The following is a 19,026-nucleotide window of genomic DNA, read 5'->3' on the forward strand; positions in this document are numbered from 1 at the left end:
ATGGCCGGGGCAGCGCCCACGGAGCGGCCGGAGGCCACCGAATGGCAGAACCCGCTGCGTGACAAACGGGACAAACGGCTGCCGCGCATCGCCGGACCGTGCAGCATGGTCATCTTCGGCGTCACGGGTGACCTGTCTCGGAAGAAGCTGATGCCGGCTATCTACGACCTGGCGAACCGGGGGCTGCTGCCCCCGGCCTTCGGCTTGGTCGGCTTCGCGCGCCGCGACTACGCCGACGAGGACTTCGCCCAGGTGGTCCTGGAGGCGGTGAAGGCGCACGCACGCACGCCGTTCCGCCAGGAGGTCTGGGATCAGCTTCTGGAGGGTATCCGGTTCGTCCAGGGCAGCTTCGACGACAATGCGGCGTTCGACCGGCTCGCCGACACCCTGACCACGCTCGACAAGGAGCGCGGCACCGGCGGCAACCACGCTTTCTACCTGTCGATTCCGCCGAACATGTTCCCGGTCGTGCTCGATCAACTCTGCGCGCACGGCTTGGCGCAGACGGCCGGGCCGGACGCGGCACGCAAACCGTGGCGACGGGTGGTGATCGAGAAGCCGTTCGGGCACGACCTGCACAGCGCGCAGGAACTCAACGCGCTGGTCAACGGGGTGTTTCCGGAGGAGCGGGTGTTCCGCATCGACCATTACCTGGGTAAGGAGACGGTGCAGAACATCCTGGCGCTGCGCTTCGCCAACCAGCTCTACGAGCCGATCTGGAACGCCAACTTCGTCGACCACGTGCAGATCACGATGGCCGAGGACATCGGACTCGGCGGTCGCGCGGGCTACTACGACGGTATCGGCGCCGCCCGCGACGTGATCCAGAACCACCTGCTGCAATTGCTGGCGCTCACCGCCATGGAGGAGCCGATCAGCTTCGAGCCCAAGCAGTTGCAGGCCGAGAAGATCAAGGTGCTCTCCGCGACCAAGCTCGTCGAACCGCTGGACGAGACCACCGCGCGCGGCCAGTACACCGAAGGGTGGCAGGGCAGCGAGCATGTGGTCGGCCTGTCGGAGGAGGAGGGTTTCGATCCGAATTCGAAGACCGAGACCTACGCCGCGATCAGGCTGCAGATCGACACCCGCCGCTGGGCGGGTGTCCCGTTCTTCCTGCGCACCGGAAAACGGCTGGGCCGCAGGGTCACCGAGATCGCGGTCGTCTTCAAGCGGGCGCCGCACCTGCCGTTCGACCAGACCATGACCGAGGAACTCGGGCAGAACGCGCTGGTCATCCGGGTGCAGCCGGACGAGGGCATCACCACTCGGTTCGGCTCGAAGGTGCCCGGCTCCAGCATGGAGGTGCGCGACGTCAACATGGACTTCACCTACGGCGAGGCGTTCACCGAGTCCTCTCCAGAGGCCTACGAACGCCTGATCCTCGACGTGCTGCTCGGAGTGCCGTCGCTGTTCCCGGTGAACGCGGAGGTCGAATTGTCCTGGCGGATCCTGGATCCGGTACTCGAGCGCTGGGCCGCCGAAGGCAGGCCGGAGCCGTACGAGGCGGGTACCTGGGGTCCGCCCTCGGCCGACGAGATGATCGCCCGCTCCGGGCGGGAATGGCGGCGCCCATGATCGTCGACATGCCCGAGACCAAGACCAGCGAGGTCACCAAGCGCATCGTGAAGTTGCGCGAGAGCAACGGCGTGATCACCGTGGGTCGCGTGCTCACCCTGGTGGTGTGCACGCTCGACAGCTCCGAGGCCGAGGACGCGATCGACGCGGCGAACGAAGCCAGCCGCGAGCATCCCTGTCGCGTCGTGGTGCTGGCGCGCGGTGACCGGGAGGCCGCCACCCGGCTGGACGCGCAGATCCGGGTGGGCGGCGACGCGGGGGCGGCCGAGGTCATCGTGCTGCGGCTGCAAGGCGAACTGGTCAACCACGAGAGCAGCGTCGTCACCCCGTTCCTGCTGCCGGACACGCCGGTGGTCGCCTGGTGGCCACGCGGGGCGCCGGAGTTCCCGTCCAAGGACTCGGTGGGCCGCCTGGCGGGCCGCCGCATCACCGACGCCACGTTCGCGCCCGATCCGCAGGCGGCGATCAAGAAGCGGCTGCAGTCCTACGCCAGCGGCGAAACCGACCTGGCCTGGAGCCGGATCACCTACTGGCGTGCCCTGCTGGCCGCGGCGATGGACGAGCCGCCATTCGAAACGGTGGATTCGGTGACGGTGTCCGGGCTGCGCGACGAGCCCGCCCTGGACATCCTGGCCGGCTGGCTGGCCGCCCGGCTGGACTGCCCCGTGCGCCGCCGCACCGGCCCGCTGCAGGTGGAATTGCACCGCCCCACCGTCTCCATCGCGATCGAACGCCCGCAGACCGGCCGCACCGCGACGCTGACCCGCACCGGTGAACCGGTGCAACGGATCGCACTGGCGCGCAGGGAGACGCGCGACTGCCTCGCCGAAGACCTACGCAGGCTGGACGCCGACGAGACCTATGCGGAAGCGCTGGCCGGAATCGAGAAGGTGATCTATGAGTGAGCACACCGATTCGCCGTTCCCCAGCGACACCGTCGAGGTGCACCTCGACACCGAGTCGCTGGTGGCCGCCGCCGCGGCCCGCTTCGTCTCGGTCGTCGTCGCGGCACAGGCCGAGCGGGGTTCCGCGTCGGTCGTCCTGACCGGCGGCGGAACCGGCATCGCCCTGCTGGAGCTGGTGCGCAAGTCCCCCGGCGACATCGACTGGTCCCGGGTCGAGGTGTTCTGGGGCGACGAGCGTTTCGTGCCCGCGAACGACCCGGAACGCAACGACCTGCAAGCCAGGCGGGCGCTGCTCGACCACGTGCCGGTAGATCCGGCCAGGGTGCATCCGGTGGCCGTCTCCGACGGTGAGTACCCCGATCCGGTGGAGGCGGCCGCCGAGTACTCCGCGACGGTGCACGCCTATCTCGCCGAACACGGCGCGTTCGATCTGCACCTGCTCGGCATGGGCGGCGAGGGACACGTGAATTCGCTGTTCCCGCACACCGACGCGGTACGGGAAGAGCACGAGCTCGTCGTCGCCGTAACGAATTCGCCGAAGCCGCCGCCGGTGCGGGTGACGCTCACCCTGCCCGCGATCCGCCGCAGCCGCCACGTCGTGCTGGTGGTCGGCGGCGCCGCCAAGGCCGAGGCGGTCGCCGCGGCTATCGGCGGCGCGCAGCCGGTGGAGGTGCCCGCGGCCGGCGCGATCGGTCTCGATTCCACCACCTGGCTGCTCGATCAGGAGGCCGCGGCCGCGGTGCGCTGAGCCGTCGGCGCGCATCCAGCGCCGGCGTGCCCCTGGGCCGGAGGGCCGCGCCCTGGGGGCGGTGCCCGCCGAGGTATCCGCTGTGGTCCCACTTCACCGGTGGGGCCACCTGGCCAGGGTTCCCCCTGCGGGTCGAACGTTCGATCCGGCGGACGAGCGAGCGGCGTCGCGGCGGCCGAGCCCCGTCGAACTCGTAAATTCATCCGCCGCTTCCCCTGGCTGCCGAAAGAACACCGCCGGATAACCCAGCCGAACGGCGTTATTTACGAGATGATCGGGCGGTGACCGAGCAGGCTGTGGACTTGGACGAGCGGTTCCGCACCGCCGTAGCCGCACTCGTCCCGCGACCGGGCCGTCCGGCCGATCAGCCGATCGAGCCCGGTGGCGCGATCACCGGCACGGCGTGCCTGGATCTGTTCGACGCACAAGCGACGAGCAGGCATCTCGATCTCGCGGCACGCCGCCTCGGCAGCGACCGGCGCGGCTACTACAGCATCGGATCGTCCGGTCACGAGGGCAATGCCGCCTTGGCGGCGGCCCTGCGGAGCACCGACCCCGCGTTGCTGCACTACCGGTCGGGAGCGTTCTTCGTGTACCGCGCTCGGCAAGTGCCCGGGCTCGACCCGATCCGGGACGTGCTGCTCGGCGTGGTCGCCGCGGCGGCGGACCCGATTTCCGGTGGGCGGCACAAGGTGTTCGGCAGCGCCGCCGCCCACGTCATCCCGCAAACCTCGACCATCGCCTCGCACCTCCCGCGCGCGGTCGGGTTGGCGTTCGCGATCGACCGCGCAGCACGGCTGGGCCTGGCCGGTCCCTGGCCCACGGACGCGGTGGTGCTGTGCAGCTTCGGCGACGCGTCGGCCAACCACTCCACCGCGGCCGGGGCGATCAATGCCGCGATTCATACGGCTCATCAAGGAATTCCGATGCCGGTTCTGTTCGTCTGCGAGGACAACGGCATCGGGATCAGCGTCCCCACGCCGCCGGAGTGGATCGAGCAAGCGTACGGCCGCCGTCCCGGCCTGGCCTACTTCCCCGCGGACGGCTGCGCTGCCCTCGGCGCGCTGGCCACCGCGAACGCCGCCGTTGGCTGGGTGCGGGAGCACCGCACACCCGCGTTCCTGCATCTGCGGACCGTACGGCTGCTCGGGCACGCGGGCTCCGATGTCGAAACCGCATACCGCCGTCCCGCCGAGATCGCCGCCGACCTCGCCCGCGACCCGGTCCTGGCGACCGCACGCCTGCTGATCGAGTCCGGCGTGATCGCACCCGCCGACCTGCTCGACCGCTACGCCGACCTGGGCCGCAGCGTCGCCGCGACCGCCGAACTCGTCTCCGGGGAACCGAAACTCACCTCGGCGGCGGCCGTGATCGTCCCCATCGGCCTCTCCCGGCCCGCACTGGTGCGCGCCGACGTACTTCGCACCGGCCCCCTCCGGCACGGCGAGGGCACACACGCGGACACCGGCGCCACGACCGCGAACATCGTTGTGCCGCAACACCGCAACGGCGATGCGCGGAGTGATCCGATGACCCTGGCGCAGGCGATCAACGACACGCTCGCGAGCCTGCTGGCGCGCGACCGCGACGTGCTCGTCTTCGGGGAGGACGTCGGCCGCAAGGGTGGCGTCTACGGCGTGACAAAGGGTTTGCAGAGGACGTTCGGCGCACGCCGCGTGTTCGACACCCTGCTGGATGAGCAGAGTGTCCTCGGGACCGCGCTGGGCTCGGCGCTGGCCGGATTCGTGCCGATCCCGGAGATCCAGTACCTCGCCTACCTGCACAACGCCGCCGATCAGATCCGCGGCGAAGCAGCCACGCTGTCGTTCTTCTCCGACGGCCGCTATCGCAATCCGATGGTGGTGCGGATCGCCGGATACGCCTACCAGAAGGGCTTCGGCGGCCATTTTCACAACGACAACTCGGTGGCCGCGCTGCGCGACATCCCCGGCGTCGTGCTCGCCTCCCCGTCCCGCGCCGACGACGCCGCGGCGATGCTGCGCACGTGCGTGTCGGCGGCCCGGATGGACGGCAGAGTGTGCCTGTACCTCGAGCCAATCGCGCTGTATCACACCCGCGACCTGCACCATCCGGGCGATGACGGCTGGCTGGCCCGCCCGTCTCCTGGCGAACATGTCGAGATCGGCCGCGCGCGGGTCTACGGCGACGGGGCCGACTTGACTCTGGTCGGCTTCGCCAACAGCGTGCCGATGAGTCTGCGGGCGGCACAGCGCTTGGCCCGGTGCGGGATCCGGGCGCGCGTGCTCGATCTGCGCTGGCTCGCTCCCCTGCCGGTGGACGATCTGCTGCGGCACGCGCGCGCGACCGGGTGCGTCCTCGTCGCGGACGAGACCCGCCGCAGCGGCGGTGTGTCGGAGGCGGTGTGCGCCGCGCTGATCGACGCCGGTTTCACCGGCCGGCTCGCGCGCGTGACCAGCGAGGACAGTTTCGTGCCGCTGGGTCCGGCCGCGGCGACGGTGCTACTCGACGAGGACCGGATCGAAGCCGCGGCCCTCCGGCTCGCCGGCGACGCGACCGACGTGGAACCGCGGCGCGCCGGGGCCGGGCATTCCCCGGAATTCGATTCGACCGGGGAATAGTGGAAATACAGTCAGGTGACGGTGACCAGCAGCGGAAAGGACTCGCGATGACCACGATGTCCATGCTCGGCGAGGTACGACCGGAGCACGAGCATACGGCCGGCGGCGACCTGGTGCTCTTGCACTATCTGCGGTCGTTCCACAAGCCCGTTCTGGACGTGTGGTCGGCGGCCACCGAGCGCGGCCAGCTCGCCCGCTGGCTCGGCGCAGTCTCCGGCGGCAACGGCAACCTCACCATCGACTTGTTCGACGGTCCCGTCGCCGGCCCGGTCGCGGTGCGCGTCGACCACTGCCAGGCGCCGCACGAATTGGTCGTGCACATCGATGGCTGCCTGCTCGAAGTCCGGATGACCCAGATCGGCGTGGTCACCACGGTGGAACTCACCCGCCGCCATGTGTCTCCCGCCGACGCGGGCGCGATCGGCCCACGCTGGCAGTACCTGCTCGACCGGCTCACCGCCTACCTCGACTACCAGCCGCTGCCCCAGTGGTCGGACTACTCCAAGCTGGCGGGGGAATACCGCTAGTCGACCTGCTGCAGGACGAGTGCGCCGACTCAGTAGAAGAACCCGGCGATGCCCCAGCCCGGACGAGCCTGCGCCTCCCGGATCCACTCGACGCACGACTCGATCGCGGCGAGGACCTCGTGGTCGACCTCCTCGCGCTGCGGTGGGGTGGCCGACTCCCACTGCACGAGCGCTTCGGCGCACTGCTCGGGGGTCCATTCGCCGTAGCCGGGCAATTCGTCCGGCTGCGGCAGCGACGGCGGCAGCGAGTGGTACATGAACGAGCGGACGCTCACCGCTTTGATGCCGAGCGTGGCCAGGCCGTCGTCGATGTGGTCGAGCCAGCGACCCCGAAACGCCGAGAAGTAGCGGTTGTCCACAAAGCGACCGTAGAACTGGCAGATCGTCTGGTAGGCGTAGCCGTACTGGAAACCGTAGGCCGGGTCGAACGGGCCGCCGTCGACGACGGCGCGCACCGCCTCGTAACGGGTTGGCGCGCCGGCCGCGATCTCGTCGGCGAACCAGTCGTCGTCGTGGGTCAGCTGGGCTTTGAACCGGCCGCCGATCATCCGCCGGAGCTTGTCGTCCCGGGACCCGATGGCGCCCTTGACCCTGTCCAGTTCGACGACGTAGATGCTCAGGCTATAACTCATTCACCGAACATTAGCGGTGCCCACCGACAACGAACATCGCTGAGCCCGAAGGCGTTTCACCTCAGGCCCGAAGCCGGGCCGGATGCGCGGCCAAGTGGGCGAGATGAGCGGTGAGCAACGCGTTCACCTGCTCGGTCCGCTCCAGCTGGACGAGGTGGCCCGCGTCCCTGATCTCGGTGACCGCCCGCAGGTCGGCGACGTGCTCACGCAGCGTGGCCAGCGGGTCACGGCCACTGAAGCCTTCCATGTCGGGATCGCGGTCGCCGTACAGGAAATAGGCGGGCACAGCGATTTTCGCGTCCGCGTACTCGGCGGTGAGTTCCCAGTTGCGGTCCAGGCTGCGATACCAGTTCAATCCGCCGGTGAACCCGGTGCGTTCGAAATCTCGGGCGAGCACGCCCAGCTCGTCCGCGCCGAGCCAGCTCCACGGCAGCGCGGGCGCCTCCGGCAGCACATCGAGATAGCCGGTGCCTTCGGCCGGGAAGCGCCAGGTGTCCAGGTAGTGATAGTCGGCGCTGAGCGCGTAGTAGACACGGGCCAGGAACTCCCGGGGACGCGCGCCGAGCTCCGCGTCCGCCACGCCCGGGGTCTGGAAGTAGTGCAGGTGCAGGAAGTGCCGAGCCGCGGCCTTCGCCCACAACTGCGACGGAGCACGCGGCGGCCGTGGCGCGAACGGATTGTTCAAGACGATCACGCCACGCACCCGCTCCGGCGCTCGCAGTGCCAGTTCCCACACCAGTGCCGCGCCGAAGTCCAAGCCGACGAACACCGCTTGCTCCGCGCCGATGTCGTCGAGCAGAGCGAGCAGATCACCGCAGACCGCGCGATTGGTGTACGCCTCCGCCTCGGCCGGGACGTCGGTGCGACCGTAGCCGCGCAGGTCCGGCGCGAGAGCTCGGTACCCGGCGGCGGCGACCGCGGGAAGCTGGCGGTGCCAGATGTACCAGGTGTGCGGAAAACCGTGGCAGAAGACCACCGGCTGCCCGGTTCCCTGCTCGGCGACGTGCATACGGACCCCGCCGGTCGTCACGAACCGATGCGTCAGCTCCACTCGGGCCTCCAAAACCTAGAACACGTTATCGTTTCACGGTAATGTTCCGATTTCGTGAGCGGAATACCCGAGAGGCTCGAAGGCAAGATCGCGGTGGTCACCGGCGCCAGCCGCGGCATCGGCAAGGGGATCGCGCTGGAACTCGGTGCGGCAGGTGCCACGGTGTTCGTCACCGGACGCTCGGCGGCGCAGGGACGACTACCCGGCACCGTACACGCCACGGCCGCGGAAATCGATGCCGCCGGCGGGGTCGGCATCCCGTTCGTGTGCGACCACCGCGACGACGACGCGGTGGAGCGGCTGTTCGAGCTGATCCGCACCGAGCACGGCAGGCTGGACGTGCTGGTGAACAACGTCTACAACTCCCCCGCCGCGGCCCGCTGGCTGGGCAAGCCGTTCTGGGAGGTGCCGCCTGCGGCGTGGGACGAGTCGTTCGACGTGGGCGTCCGGTCGCATTACGTGGCAAGCTATTTCGCCGCGCCGCTGTTGATCGAATCGGGCGGGCTGATCGCCAACATCTCCTCGCCAGGGGCGCGCAGGTACATGCACAACGCGGTGTATGGCGTCACGAAATCCGCCCTGGACCGGCTCACGGCCGACATGGCGCACAACCTCGCGGGCACCGAGGTCACCGTGGTCTCGCTCTGGCCGGGCATCGTCGACACCGAACTGCTGCAACTGGTTCCGGCAGACGCCGACGGCCGCAGGCTGGTCACGCTGCCCGGTGAGGGCACCTTCGATCTCGGCGACGCGCAGACGCCGCGCTTCACCGGCCGCGCCGTCGTGGCGCTCGCCACCGACGCGGGGCGTCGCTCCCGCACCGGGTTGCCCTGGCCGGTAGCCGATCTCGCCGAGTACTACGGGTTCACCGACATCGACGGGCGCATCCCGCGCGTCGACTGACTCCTCACAGCGCGCCGAGGAAGCGCTGCACCGAGCGCGGCGGGACCGGCCTGGCGCGCCACGCCACGTACACGTGCGACGGCGGGGCGTCGGGGATGTCCCGATAGACGACGCCGGGATGCGGCGCCCTGGTTCGCGCCAGATCGGGTACGACACCGATACCGCGATCGGCCGCGACCAATTCGATCCATTCATCGAAGTTCGTGCAGGTGATGACGGCGCGGTCCGGGTCGACCGGCTGCCAGGACCCCGCATCGGTGGTGCCGGACACGGTGTTGACCACCAGCGGCCGATCGGCCAGATCGGACCAGGACAGGCGCGGCGCGCTCGCCAGCGGCGACTGGGTGGCCACCGCGAGCACTCGCCGTTCCGTCGCGATGATCCGCGATGCCAGGTGACGCGGCAGCCGGGTCTCCTTGCGGTAGATGGCGATGTCGACCGTGCGCTCGCCGAGCGCGGCGAGCGGATCGTCCACGCGCCGCAGGGTGATCCGGCCACCGTGTTCCTCGTAACGGCGGCGGGTCGCGGCGAACCACGCGTCGGGCAGCAGCCACGAGAAGCCGATCTCCAGCGTGGCGCGCGAGCGCAGTTCCGCGGCGACCCCGTCGACATCGGCCAGGATGCGGCGGGCGTGGGCCAGCAGTTCGGCGCCCTCCGCGGTGAGCGCGAATCGCCGTGACGTTCGCTCCACCAACCGGCAGCCGACCAACCGCTCCAGCTGCTGGATCGTCCTGGTCAACGCGGGTTGGCTCAGGTGCAGCCGGGTCGCGGCGCGGGTGTAGTTCGCCTCCTCGCACAACGCCAGGTACGCCCGCAGGTGCCGCAGCTCGATATCCATGCGTCGAGCGTATACATCGTGCGTGGAAAGCATTTCCCGCGCGCTGCCCCGGCCTCGTACGGTCGATCGGTGACCACTGTTGTCCTCGCCGGGCCCACGCGCCGTGACCTCGCACCCGCAGTGGCCGCGGCATCCGGCCTGGCCGCCGCGATGGGCGTCGGCCGCTTCGTCTACACCCCCTTGCTGCCGCTCATGGTCGACGCGCAGCGCATCACCGCGCACGACGGCGCACTGATCGCGACCGCGAACTACGCCGGTTATCTGCTCGGCGCACTGCTGCTGACCTGGCGCCCCGAACTCACCCGGCGCCAGGTCTTCCTGGCGTCGGCAGGACTGTTGATCGCGAGTGAAGCGCTCATGGCGGCGCCGGGGCCGATCCTGCTGCTCGCTCTCCTGCGCCTGGTCGCGGGCGTCGCCAGTGCGGTGATCTTCGTTGCCTGCGCGAGTGTCGCGAGCCGACCCGGCAGCGGCAAGCAGTCGGCGGGAATCGTCTTCGGCGGCATCGGATTCGGCATCGCGTGGACCGGCCTGCTGGTGCTGGCGTTGCGGCCGGTGGTGTCGTGGCAGATGCTGTGGCTGGTCTCCGCGGCGCTCACCGCGGCTCTTCTGATTCCCGTTCGGCGCCTCGACATCCGTTCGGGGCAGCGCGTGCGAGGCGGAGCGGCACGGGTCGTGCGCGCCTGGCGTGCGCTGCTCGTCGCCTACTTCCTCGAAGGCCTCGGATACATCGTGATCGGGACCTTCCTGGTCGCGGCGGTTAGCGCGGAGCGTGGGGCCGTGACCGGTTCGGCGATGTGGATCGTCGTCGGCGCGGCGGCAGCTGTCTCGACCGCGCTCTGGGCCGGGGCCGCGCGGCGCTGGTCCCCGGCGCTCCTGCTACCCGTCGCGCTGGGAGCGCAATGTGTCTCGGCGGTGCTCCCGGCCGTATCCGGTGCGATCTGGGCCGCGGTGACGGCCGCGGCGATGTTCGGGGGGACATTCGTCGGAATCGTCATGCTCGCGATGCGGGTCGGCGCCGAGTTGACCGATGGGGCCGCGGCGGCGCCGCTGACCGCTGGGTACGGGGCGGGACAGATCCTCGGGCCGGTGGCGGTGGCCCCGGTGCTCGGGACGTCCTATCCCGCCGCGTTCGTCATCGCCGCGGTCGCGCTCGGCGCGGCGACGCTCACGGCGGGCGGGGTGACCACCGCGATCAGGCGAACTTGATCTCGAGGCCGATACCGAGAATGGCGATCAACCAGATGACGCCGGTGAAGATGGTGACGCGGTCGAGGTTCTTCTCCACGACGGTGGACCCGGACAGGCTGGACTGCACGCCGCCGCCGAACAAGCTGGACAGACCTCCACCCTTGGCGCGGTGCAGCAGCACCAGCAGCACCAGCAGCACGCTGGTGATGATCAGGAGGATATCCAGGAACATCCGCATGCGGGACAGTCTATGCGGTCGGGGCGATCACACCGAATCAGGCACTCGGCAGCCGCGCCGCAAGCCCTGCCCTAGTGCCGGTCGACCGCGACGAGGTGGGTGACCTGCTCCCCCTCGACGGCGCCGAACTTCGCGACGGCCTCTTCCCGCAGCTGATCCTGCGCGGTGAGCCGGACCTGGTGCTGGTGCATGTGCTCGGCCCAGGACCGCACGACGAACGCCTCGACATAACGATCGATCACCCCGACGTCGCGATACAAGCGCCATTCCATCGCGCCGGTGCGCTGCCGGGACCGGCCGACGAAGGCCATGGCGGCGAGGAATTCCTCCACGTCTTCCGGCGGCACGTCGTAGCTGCGCAGGATCAGCACCGGACCGTCGTCGGGATCGGGTTCCACCGCCAGTTGAGGCTCCGGCCAGAACGCCGAGGGCGTCAGGTCGAGCACCTCGGGATCGTTCCGGATGGGCAGCCACGCCGTGCTCACCGCACAGAACGCGAGCAGCGCCGTGGCCCACAGCAGCGCGGGCACCGAGCCGATCGCATCGGCGACCAGGCCCCAGACCAGCGAGCCGATCGCCTGGCCGCCCATGAACACCAGCAGATACACCGACAACCCGCGCGCACGCACCCAGGCGGGCAGCAGCAGCTGCATGGTCGAGTTCATCGTGGACATCGCCAGCAGCCACGCCAGTCCCGCGAAGACCAGCAGCGCCAGCACCACCGGCACCACGCGCAGCAGCGCGGTGCCCGCCGTCGCCGCCCCGAACAGGATCGCGGCGATGGTGAGCCGCTGCGTGGGAGTGAGCCATGCCCGCAGCCGGGACAGCATCGCCGCGCCGAGCACCGCGCCGACGCCGAGCGCCCCGAGCATCAGGCCGTACCCCGACGACGACAGCGCGAGCCGGTCCCGCGCGATCACCGGCAGCAGCGCCCACACCGCGCTCGCGGGTGCGATGAACAGGATCGAGCGCAGCAGCACCCGGCGGATCGCGGGCGCCGCGCGAATGAACCGGGTGCCCGCCTGCAACGCCGCCAGCGGGCGTTCGGTGGGCAGGCGCCGGTCGATCGCCGGCCTGCGCCAGACCGTCAGGACGGCGACGATTCCGACGAACGACACGGCGTTCAGCGCGAACACCAGCGTCGGCCCGGACAGCGAGACCAGCGCGCCGGCCAGCGCGGGACCGACCGCCCTGCCGATGTTGATGTTCATGCTGCCCAGCGCGGAGGCCGCCGGGATCTGCTCGCGCGAGACCAGTTCGGGCTGGATGGCCTGCCAGGCCGGCGCCGTCAGCGCCTGCCCGCACCCGAGCAGGAACAACAAGGCGAGCAGCACGCCGGGGGTGGTGTGCCCCGTCGCGGTCGACACGGCGAGCAGCGCGGCCAGCGCCGCCATCGCGGACTGGGCGCCGAGCAGCAGCCTGCGCCGGTCCACGAGGTCGGCGATCACCCCGGACGGGATGGCCAGCAGCATCACCGGAAGCGTGATGGCGGTCTGCACGAACGACACCAGCGCCGCCGCGTTGGGCTGGTCGACCATGATCCACTGCGCGCCGACGGTCTGCATCCAGGTGCCGAGATTCGACACCAGCTGCGCCACCCACAACGCGCGGTACACCGGTGAACGCAGCGGCGCCCAAGTGGAAATCTGGGTCGTCGCGGCAGTCGTCACTCGCCGAAGCTTAGTCGCGGCGGCGCCCCCGACCCGACGCCGTGTCCGGCCCCCCGATCGCCGGACGCGCCGCTGTCGCGGCCAGCAGCAACGCCACGATCAGCAGCGCGGCTCCCGCCAGGCCCGCCGCCGTGAGGCGTTCGCCGAGGACCACCGCCGCCAGCGCCGCTCCCGTGAGCGGTTCCAGCAGAGCCAGTACCGCGGCGATTCCCGGACCCGCGTCCGAGAGACCGCGGAAGTACAAGGTGTAGGCGACCGCGGTGGGCGCGAGCCCCAGCACCAGGACCAGCGCGATGCCGGCGGGCGTCGGCGCGAAGGCCAGCCCGCTCGTGGCCGCCAGCGGCGCCAGCAGCAACGCGCCTCCGGTGAATCCGAGGCCGGTGGTGGTCATCGCGTCGAGCCCGGGCACCGGCGCCGCGTTCAGGACGGTGATCATCGCGAACGCCGCGGCGGCCACCGCCGCAAACGCCGCGCCCACCAGCAACCCGCGCGCACCGGCGCCACCGCTCGGCACACCGACCAGCAAGGCCAGTCCGCACACCGCGATGCCGATCGTCGCCGCGCGGCGCCGGTCCACCGCGTGCCGTCCGGTGACATGCTCCAACCCGGCGACGACCACCGGCGACATACCGATCGTGATCAATGTCGCGAGGCTGACCGACGAGGCGGCGACTGCGCCGAAGTAGGCCGCCTGGAAGGCCGCCGCGAGCACGGCGACCGCGCCGATCCGGCGCCAGGCCAGCAGATCTCGCGGCCACGGCCGCCGCGTGCCCGCGAGCAGAACCACCAGGAGAAGTCCGCCGACGGCGAGCCGGCAGGTGGCCACCGAGACGGGTGACAAGCCGGTGGCCCGGTGCACCAACGCGCCGAGCAGACCGCCGGTGCCCCACAGGAGGCCGGCGCCGACGAGGTAGACCAGCCCGGGACGGGCGGCAGTGGACACAGTGGAGGACATGAGAGATCGCGCTCCTGCGACAAGAGGGATGGGGGTCGCGGAAGCGAGGTGCACAGTGCTGCCGAAAGGAGCGCGCCCACCGTTGGGCGGCGCGCTGGATGCCTACACCTCGCTCAAGAAGCGGGCGGCGGGGTGATCGGGAAGCATCGGTGCACGGCACAGATACTAGTACGAGCCGTGGTGAGTCATCCCATGAGTCTCGATTCCGGCGGCATGCGGGTTCACCGGCAGGCCGTGACGACCGACGCGACCTCGGTGGCGCGGCCGGTCGTCGGTAACATCGCCGCATGGCGGCACTCTTCGCGCGATCAGGACCGCTCGTCTTGCTCGCCCTCTGCGCGGTCGCGGCGTGTTCGAGCGGCGAGCCCGACCGCGGCGCCGACGAGCCGACCCCGGTCGGCCGCACCTTTCTCTCCACCGGCGTCCAAGGCACCCCGATTCCCGGCGGCGGGCCGCTGACCATCAGCTTCACCGAGGGCCGGGTAGCGGCCGACGCGGGGTGCAACAAGTTCACCGGCGCGGCCTCCCTGGACGATCAGGTGCTGCACGTCTCCGGTCTGGCCACCACGCTGATGGCCTGCGAGGACGATCGGCGCGGCGCCGACGAGTGGCTCAGCGGCCTGCTGAACTCGCAGCCCAGCTGGCGGCTGGACGACTCGCGGCTCACGCTGCACAGCCCCGACCGCACGGTGAGCTTGGTCGACAAGAAGGTCGCCCAGCCGGACAAACCCATCGAGGGCACCCCTTGGCTGGTCACCGCGCTCATCACCGACAACAGCCAGATCCGCTCGCGCGCCCTCGACGAGGCGCAGCCGACGATCACCATCGCCGAAGACGACAGCGTCTCCGGCGGCGCCGGCTGCAATCGCATGACCGGCAGCGCCGAGGTGTCCGGCACCCGGATCACCTTCCGGATCGCCACCACGAAGATGCTGTGCTCGCCGGAGGTGATGGAGGTCGAGCAAGCCGTGTTGAGAACCCTGGACGGCACGACGACCGCCACGGTGGACGCCGACACGCTGACCCTGCGCAACGACAACGGCGCGGGCCTGGTCCTGCGCGCGCAGTGACGCCCGCCACTTCTGCCGGGTGAGCACGACGCGGTCGGCGACCAGCTCCGCTGCACCGGGCGGCGTGAAGTAGATCTCCATGATCACCCGGTCGGCCGACTCCAGCCGGATCACGGTGCGCATCAGGATGGTCTTGCCTGCGAATTGCGCGCCGAGCACGCCCGGATCGGTGAATTCACCGGCCATGACGATGTCGGGGTCACCGCCGCTCCCCTTGGGCGCCCTTGTAGCTCATGGTCATCGGCGTGACGCTGTCGACGGTCGTCCGTTCGTAGCGATTGTCGGTCGGTCCGAATCAGTACGCGCTGCTGCCGCGGACGTCCTCGGCTTCCTCCGTGATCGCTCTCGGCGTATACGGGACAGCCCGGTATCGCGGGAAGCGATACCGGGCTGTCGCGCGTCGGACCCGGGTCAGGGCAGGGGGCCGCCCGCGGCGATCGCGGAGAGGGTGGCGAATTCGTCACCCTTGAGCGAAGCGCCGCCCACCAATGCGCCGTCGATGTCGCTCTGGGCGACCAGTTCTCCGACGTTCTTGGCGTTCACCGATCCGCCGTAGAGCACGCGCACTCCTGCCGCGACTTCCGGCGAGGCGAGCTTCTCCAGCTCCCCCCGAATCGCGCCGCAGACCTCTTGCGCGTCGGCGGGGGTGGCGACCTTGCCGGTGCCGATCGCCCACACCGGCTCGTAGGCGATGACGATCTTCGAGATCTCCTCCGCCGTCAGGCCTTTCAGCGATCCGCGCAGTTGCTCGAGGTTGTACTCGACGTGCGTGCCCGCATCGCGGATGTTCAAGCCTTCGCCGATGCACACGATCGGGGTGATCCCGTGCTTCAACGCCTGCTTGGCCTTGGCCAGCACGGTGGCGTCGTCCTCGTTGTGGTACTGCCGCCGCTCGGAGTGCCCGACCACGACGAAGCTGCAGCCCAGCTTGGCGAGCATGCTCGCGCTGATCTCACCGGTGTAGGCGCCCGCCTCGTGCACCGAGACGTCCTGGCCGCCGTAGGTGAGCAGGAGCTTGTCGCCTTCGACCAGCGTCTGCACGCTGCGCAGGTCGACGAACGGCGGGATCACCGCGACGTCCACCTTGTCGAAGTACTTCTCCGGCAGCGCGAACGCGATCTTCTGCACCAGGGCGATGGCCTCGAGGTGATTGAGGTTCATCTTCCAGTTGCCCGCGATGAGCGGTTTGCGTGCCATGCTCAGTCCTCCAACACCGCGATGCCGGGGAGCTCTTTGCCCTCCAGGTACTCCAGCGACGCGCCGCCACCGGTGGAAATGTGCGAGAAGCCGTCCTCCGGCAGGCCGAGCGCCCGCACGGCCGCGGCCGAATCGCCGCCTCCGACCACGGTGAACGCGCCCTTGCCGGTGGCGGTCACGATCGCTTCGGCGACCCCGCGGGTACCCGCGGCGAACTTCTCGAACTCGAACACCCCCATCGGCCCGTTCCAGAAGACGGTCCGCGCCTCGGTCAGCAGGACCGCGAAGCGGTGCACCGACTCCGGGCCCACGTCCAGACCGAGCCAGCCGTCCGGGATCTCGTGCGCGGGCACCACCTTCGACTCCGCGTCGGCGGCGAACCTGTCGGCCACCACGATGTCGCGCGGCAGGTGGATGACGTCGGCGTACTGCTCGAGCAGCTGCTTGCAGGTCTCCACCATCTCCTCCTGCAGCAGCGAGGCACCCACCGAAAGGCCCTGTGCGGCAAGGAAGGTGAAGCACATGCCGCCGCCGATCACCAGGGTGTCGACCTTCGGCGCGAGCGCCTCGATGACCGCCAGCTTGTCGGAGACCTTGGAACCGCCGAGCACCACCGCGTACGGCCGGTCCGGGTTCTCGGTCAGCTTGGCCAGCACCTCGACCTCCGCCGCGACCAGCGTGCCCGCGTAGTGCGGCAGCAGTTCGGCGACGTCGTACACCGACGCCTGCTTGCGGTGCACCACACCGAAACCGTCGGAGACGAACGCGCCGTCGTCGCCGACCAGCTCGACCAGCGCCGCGGCCAGCTTGGCCCGGTCTGCGTCGTCCTTGCTGGTCTCGCGCGCGTCGAACCGGATGTTCTCCAGCAGCAGCACGTCGCCGTCGGTGAGGCCCTCGGAGCGCGCGAGCGCGTCCTGGCCCACCACGTCACCGGCGAGCTGGACGTTGCGGCCCAGTTCCTCGGCGAGGCGGGCGGCCACCGGCGCCAGCGAGAGCTTCGGGTCCGGTTCACCCTTCGGACGGCCGAGGTGCGCGGTGACGACGACCTTGGCGCCCGCCTCGGCGAGTGCCTTGATGGTCGGCGCCGAGGCGATGATGCGACCGGGATCGGTGATCTGCCCCTGGTCGTCGAGGGGGACGTTCAGGTCGGAGCGCACCAGCACGCCCCGGCCCTCGACGCCTTCGCCGAGCAGATCCGCGAGTGTCTTGACAGCCATGCGCGTCAGAGCGACTTGCCGACGAGGCCGATGAGATCGGCGAGACGGTTGGAGTAGCCCCACTCGTTGTCGTACCAGGACACGACCTTGACCTGGTTGTCGATCACCTTGGTCAGCGGCGCGTCGTAGATCGACGAGGCCGGATCGGTGACGATGTCGCTGGAGACGATCGGGTCGGTGTTGTACTTCAGGATGCCTTTCAGCGGGCCCTCCGCGGCGGCCTTGTAGGCGGCGTTGATCTCCTCGATCGAGGCCGACTTGCGCAGCGTGGCGGTCAGGTCGGTGACCGAGCCCGTCGGGACCGGCACGCGCAGCGCGTAGCCGTCCAGCTTGCCCTGCAGCTCGGGCAGCACCAGGCCGATGGCCTTCGCGGCGCCGGTGCCGGTGGGCACGATGTTCAGCGCGGCGGCGCGGGCGCGGCGCAGGTCGCTGTGCGGGCCGTCCTGCAGGTTCTGGTCCTGGGTGTAGGCATGGATGGTGGTCATCAGGCCGTGTTCGATGCCGAACTCGTCGTTGAGCACCTTGGCCAGCGGGCCCAGGCAGTTGGTCGTGCAGGACGCGTTCGAGATGATGTTCTGGCTGCCGTCGTACTTGTCGTCGTTGACGCCCATGACGATGGTGATGTCCTCGCCCTTGGCCGGGGCGGAGATGATGACCTTCTTGGCGCCCGCGGCGAGGTGGCCCTTGGCCTTGGTGGCATCGGTGAAGATGCCGGTGGACTCGACGACCACGTCGACACCCAGGTCGCCCCAGGGCAACGCGGCGGGGCCTTCCTTGATCGCCAGCGCCGTGATCCGCTGGTCGCCTACCACGATGGTGTCGTCGCCGTCGAGCGAGACGTCCTGGGGCAGACGGCCCAGGATCGAGTCGTACTTGAGCAGGGTCGCGAGGGTCGCGTTGTCGGTGAGGTCGTTGACAGCGACGATCTCGATGTCGGTGGTGCCGAGCGCCTTCTGCGCCTCCACCGCCCGGAAGAAGTTACGTCCGATACGACCGAAGCCGTTGATGCCTACCCGGACAGTCACGTTATCGCTCCTCAGCTTTCCAGCGGATCATTCCGATGCCCACTCACACTAACGTCCTGCGGCGGCCTCGCCGACACGCACCTGGCATTCGCCAGGGCGGGATGCCTGGTCAGACGCCCGACCAACACGATTTCCGCAGTCGAAACGCCGCGATCCCCGCGACTGGTCCAGTCGCGGGGATCGCGGTGAACGTCCGGAGCGCGGGCTCAGGCTTCGTCGAGCAGTTCGGCCGTGACGGCCGATTCGGTGTCCGGAACGCCCAGTTCCTTGGCGCGCCGGTCGGCCATCGACAGCAGCCGCCGGATACGGCCCGCGACAGCGTCTTTCGTCATCGGCGGGTCGGCGAGCTGGCCGAGCTCCTCCAGTGACGCCTGCCGGTGCTGCACGCGCAGCCGGCCCGCCGCGGCGAGATGGTCGGGCACGTCGTCGCTGAGGATCTCCAGCGCGCGTTCCACACGCGCCGCCGCGGCGACCGCGGCGCGCGCCGAGCGGCGCAGATTGGCGTCGTCGAAATTGGCCAGGCGATTCGCGGTCGCGCGCACTTCGCGACGCAGCCTGCGTTCCTCCCAGACCATCCGGGTGCCGTGCGCGCCCATCCTGGTCAGCAGCGCGCCGATCGCCTCGCCGTCGCGCACCACCACGCGGTCGGTGCCGCGCACTTCGCGAGCCTTGGCCGTGATGCCGAGC

General features: G+C 70.0%; 18 protein-coding genes. 8 read left to right on the top strand and 10 right to left on the bottom strand.

The features are described 5' to 3' along the window. From zwf to NA8_RS27110, 5 genes are all read left to right on the top strand, one after another. Entirely contained in the window at positions 1-1,575 is a 1,575-nt protein-coding gene (gene zwf, locus NA8_RS27090) for a glucose-6-phosphate dehydrogenase (RefSeq protein WP_063053177.1), read from the top strand. Beyond that, positions 1,572-2,480 carry a glucose-6-phosphate dehydrogenase assembly protein OpcA gene (opcA, locus tag NA8_RS27095; protein ID WP_174550142.1) on the top strand — a complete coding sequence of 303 codons (909 nt, stop codon included), beginning with the start codon at positions 1,572-1,574 and terminating at the stop codon, positions 2,478-2,480. Before zwf ends, opcA begins: the two co-directional genes overlap by 4 nt. Beyond that, the gene (pgl, locus tag NA8_RS27100) at positions 2,473-3,228 is read left to right on the top strand and encodes a 6-phosphogluconolactonase (protein WP_063053179.1); all 756 of its coding nucleotides are present in this window, start codon (positions 2,473-2,475) and stop codon (positions 3,226-3,228) included. The genes opcA and pgl overlap by 8 nt, the downstream gene beginning before the upstream one ends. A gap of 281 nt (positions 3,229-3,509) precedes the next feature. Next, positions 3,510-5,828 (top strand): thiamine pyrophosphate-dependent enzyme, encoded by a 2,319-nt coding sequence (locus NA8_RS27105; RefSeq protein WP_084467110.1) that lies wholly within the window; start codon positions 3,510-3,512, stop codon positions 5,826-5,828. A 47-nt stretch (positions 5,829-5,875) separates the two neighbouring features. Further along, positions 5,876-6,355, top strand: a complete 480-nt coding sequence (locus NA8_RS27110) for an SRPBCC family protein (protein ID WP_063053199.1) — start codon at positions 5,876-5,878, stop codon at positions 6,353-6,355. 29 nt (positions 6,356-6,384) lie between these two features. Here the strand turns inward: NA8_RS27110 and NA8_RS27115 are convergent, their stop codons facing one another. Further along, the gene (locus tag NA8_RS27115) at positions 6,385-6,987 is read right to left on the bottom strand and encodes a DUF7691 family protein (protein ID WP_063053180.1); all 603 of its coding nucleotides are present in this window, start codon (positions 6,985-6,987) and stop codon (positions 6,385-6,387) included. Between the two features lie 61 nt (positions 6,988-7,048). Further along, positions 7,049-8,038, bottom strand: a complete 990-nt coding sequence (locus NA8_RS27120; RefSeq protein WP_245664023.1) for an alpha/beta fold hydrolase — start codon at positions 8,036-8,038, stop codon at positions 7,049-7,051. A gap of 54 nt (positions 8,039-8,092) precedes the next feature. Here NA8_RS27120 and NA8_RS27125 point away from each other — a divergent pair, with 54 nt between their 5' ends. Then, positions 8,093-8,941 carry an SDR family NAD(P)-dependent oxidoreductase gene (locus tag NA8_RS27125; RefSeq protein WP_063053181.1) on the top strand — a complete coding sequence of 283 codons (849 nt, stop codon included), beginning with the start codon at positions 8,093-8,095 and terminating at the stop codon, positions 8,939-8,941. Positions 8,942-8,945: 4 nt separating this feature from the next. Here NA8_RS27125 and NA8_RS27130 read toward each other — a convergent pair whose 3' ends face one another. Continuing rightward, entirely contained in the window at positions 8,946-9,779 is an 834-nt protein-coding gene (locus tag NA8_RS27130; protein ID WP_063053182.1) for a LysR family transcriptional regulator, read from the bottom strand. 69 nt (positions 9,780-9,848) lie between these two features. On the opposite strand from NA8_RS27130, the gene NA8_RS27135 reads away from it, so the two are divergent. Continuing rightward, complete coding sequence (locus NA8_RS27135) at positions 9,849-10,985, top strand: YbfB/YjiJ family MFS transporter (RefSeq protein ID WP_245664024.1); 1,137 nt, start codon at positions 9,849-9,851, stop codon at positions 10,983-10,985. Here NA8_RS27135 and secG read toward each other — a convergent pair. From secG to NA8_RS27150, 3 genes are all read right to left on the bottom strand, one after another. Continuing rightward, a complete protein-coding gene (secG, locus tag NA8_RS27140) occupies positions 10,972-11,205 on the bottom strand; it encodes a preprotein translocase subunit SecG (protein WP_039798855.1) in 234 nt (77 codons plus the stop codon). The genes NA8_RS27135 and secG overlap by 14 nt on opposite strands. A gap of 71 nt (positions 11,206-11,276) precedes the next feature. Continuing rightward, entirely contained in the window at positions 11,277-12,875 is a 1,599-nt protein-coding gene (locus tag NA8_RS27145) for an MFS transporter (protein WP_063053184.1), read from the bottom strand. 10 nt (positions 12,876-12,885) lie between these two features. Beyond that, complete coding sequence (locus NA8_RS27150; protein WP_063053185.1) at positions 12,886-13,830, bottom strand: DMT family transporter; 945 nt, start codon at positions 13,828-13,830, stop codon at positions 12,886-12,888. 287 nt (positions 13,831-14,117) lie between these two features. Here NA8_RS27150 and NA8_RS27155 point away from each other — a divergent pair, with 287 nt between their 5' ends. Further along, positions 14,118-14,900, top strand: coding sequence for an META domain-containing protein (locus NA8_RS27155; RefSeq protein WP_063053186.1), 783 nt, complete (start codon positions 14,118-14,120; stop codon positions 14,898-14,900). 411 nt (positions 14,901-15,311) lie between these two features. Here the strand turns inward: NA8_RS27155 and tpiA are convergent, their stop codons facing one another. The 4 genes from tpiA to whiA all read right to left on the bottom strand — a co-directional run. Further along, a complete protein-coding gene (gene tpiA / locus NA8_RS27160) occupies positions 15,312-16,097 on the bottom strand; it encodes a triose-phosphate isomerase (protein ID WP_063053187.1) in 786 nt (261 codons plus the stop codon). A gap of 2 nt (positions 16,098-16,099) precedes the next feature. After that, positions 16,100-17,314 carry a phosphoglycerate kinase gene (locus NA8_RS27165; protein WP_063053188.1) on the bottom strand — a complete coding sequence of 405 codons (1,215 nt, stop codon included), beginning with the start codon at positions 17,312-17,314 and terminating at the stop codon, positions 16,100-16,102. 5 nt (positions 17,315-17,319) lie between these two features. Continuing rightward, positions 17,320-18,339, bottom strand: a complete 1,020-nt coding sequence (gene gap / locus NA8_RS27170; protein ID WP_063053189.1) for a type I glyceraldehyde-3-phosphate dehydrogenase — start codon at positions 18,337-18,339, stop codon at positions 17,320-17,322. A gap of 206 nt (positions 18,340-18,545) precedes the next feature. Then, a partial coding sequence (gene whiA / locus NA8_RS27175; RefSeq protein WP_084467111.1) for a DNA-binding protein WhiA occupies positions 18,546-19,026 on the bottom strand: 481 nt, incomplete at its 5' end.

Origin of the sequence: Nocardia arthritidis NBRC 100137 (genome assembly GCF_001612765.1) — a bacterium.
Taxonomy (GTDB): Bacteria; Actinomycetota; Actinomycetes; order Mycobacteriales; family Mycobacteriaceae; genus Nocardia; species Nocardia arthritidis.

Excerpts from the sequence above, each read along its gene's own strand:
- NA8_RS27165 (WP_063053188.1), bottom strand. The coding sequence starts at position 17,314 with ATGGCTGTCAAGACACTCGCGGATCTGCTCGGCGAAGGCGTCGAGGGC.
- NA8_RS27115 (WP_063053180.1), bottom strand. The coding sequence starts at position 6,987 with ATGAGTTATAGCCTGAGCATCTACGTCGTCGAACTGGACAGGGTCAAG.
- NA8_RS27130 (WP_063053182.1), bottom strand. The coding sequence starts at position 9,779 with ATGGATATCGAGCTGCGGCACCTGCGGGCGTACCTGGCGTTGTGCGAG.
- opcA (WP_174550142.1), top strand. The coding sequence starts at position 1,572 with ATGATCGTCGACATGCCCGAGACCAAGACCAGCGAGGTCACCAAGCGC.
- zwf (WP_063053177.1), top strand. The coding sequence starts at position 1 with ATGGCCGGGGCAGCGCCCACGGAGCGGCCGGAGGCCACCGAATGGCAG.
- pgl (WP_063053179.1), top strand. The coding sequence starts at position 2,473 with ATGAGTGAGCACACCGATTCGCCGTTCCCCAGCGACACCGTCGAGGTG.
- secG (WP_039798855.1), bottom strand. The coding sequence starts at position 11,205 with ATGCGGATGTTCCTGGATATCCTCCTGATCATCACCAGCGTGCTGCTG.
- NA8_RS27110 (WP_063053199.1), top strand. The coding sequence starts at position 5,876 with ATGACCACGATGTCCATGCTCGGCGAGGTACGACCGGAGCACGAGCAT.
- NA8_RS27155 (WP_063053186.1), top strand. The coding sequence starts at position 14,118 with ATGGCGGCACTCTTCGCGCGATCAGGACCGCTCGTCTTGCTCGCCCTC.
- tpiA (WP_063053187.1), bottom strand. The coding sequence starts at position 16,097 with ATGGCACGCAAACCGCTCATCGCGGGCAACTGGAAGATGAACCTCAAT.
- NA8_RS27150 (WP_063053185.1), bottom strand. The coding sequence starts at position 13,830 with ATGTCCTCCACTGTGTCCACTGCCGCCCGTCCCGGGCTGGTCTACCTC.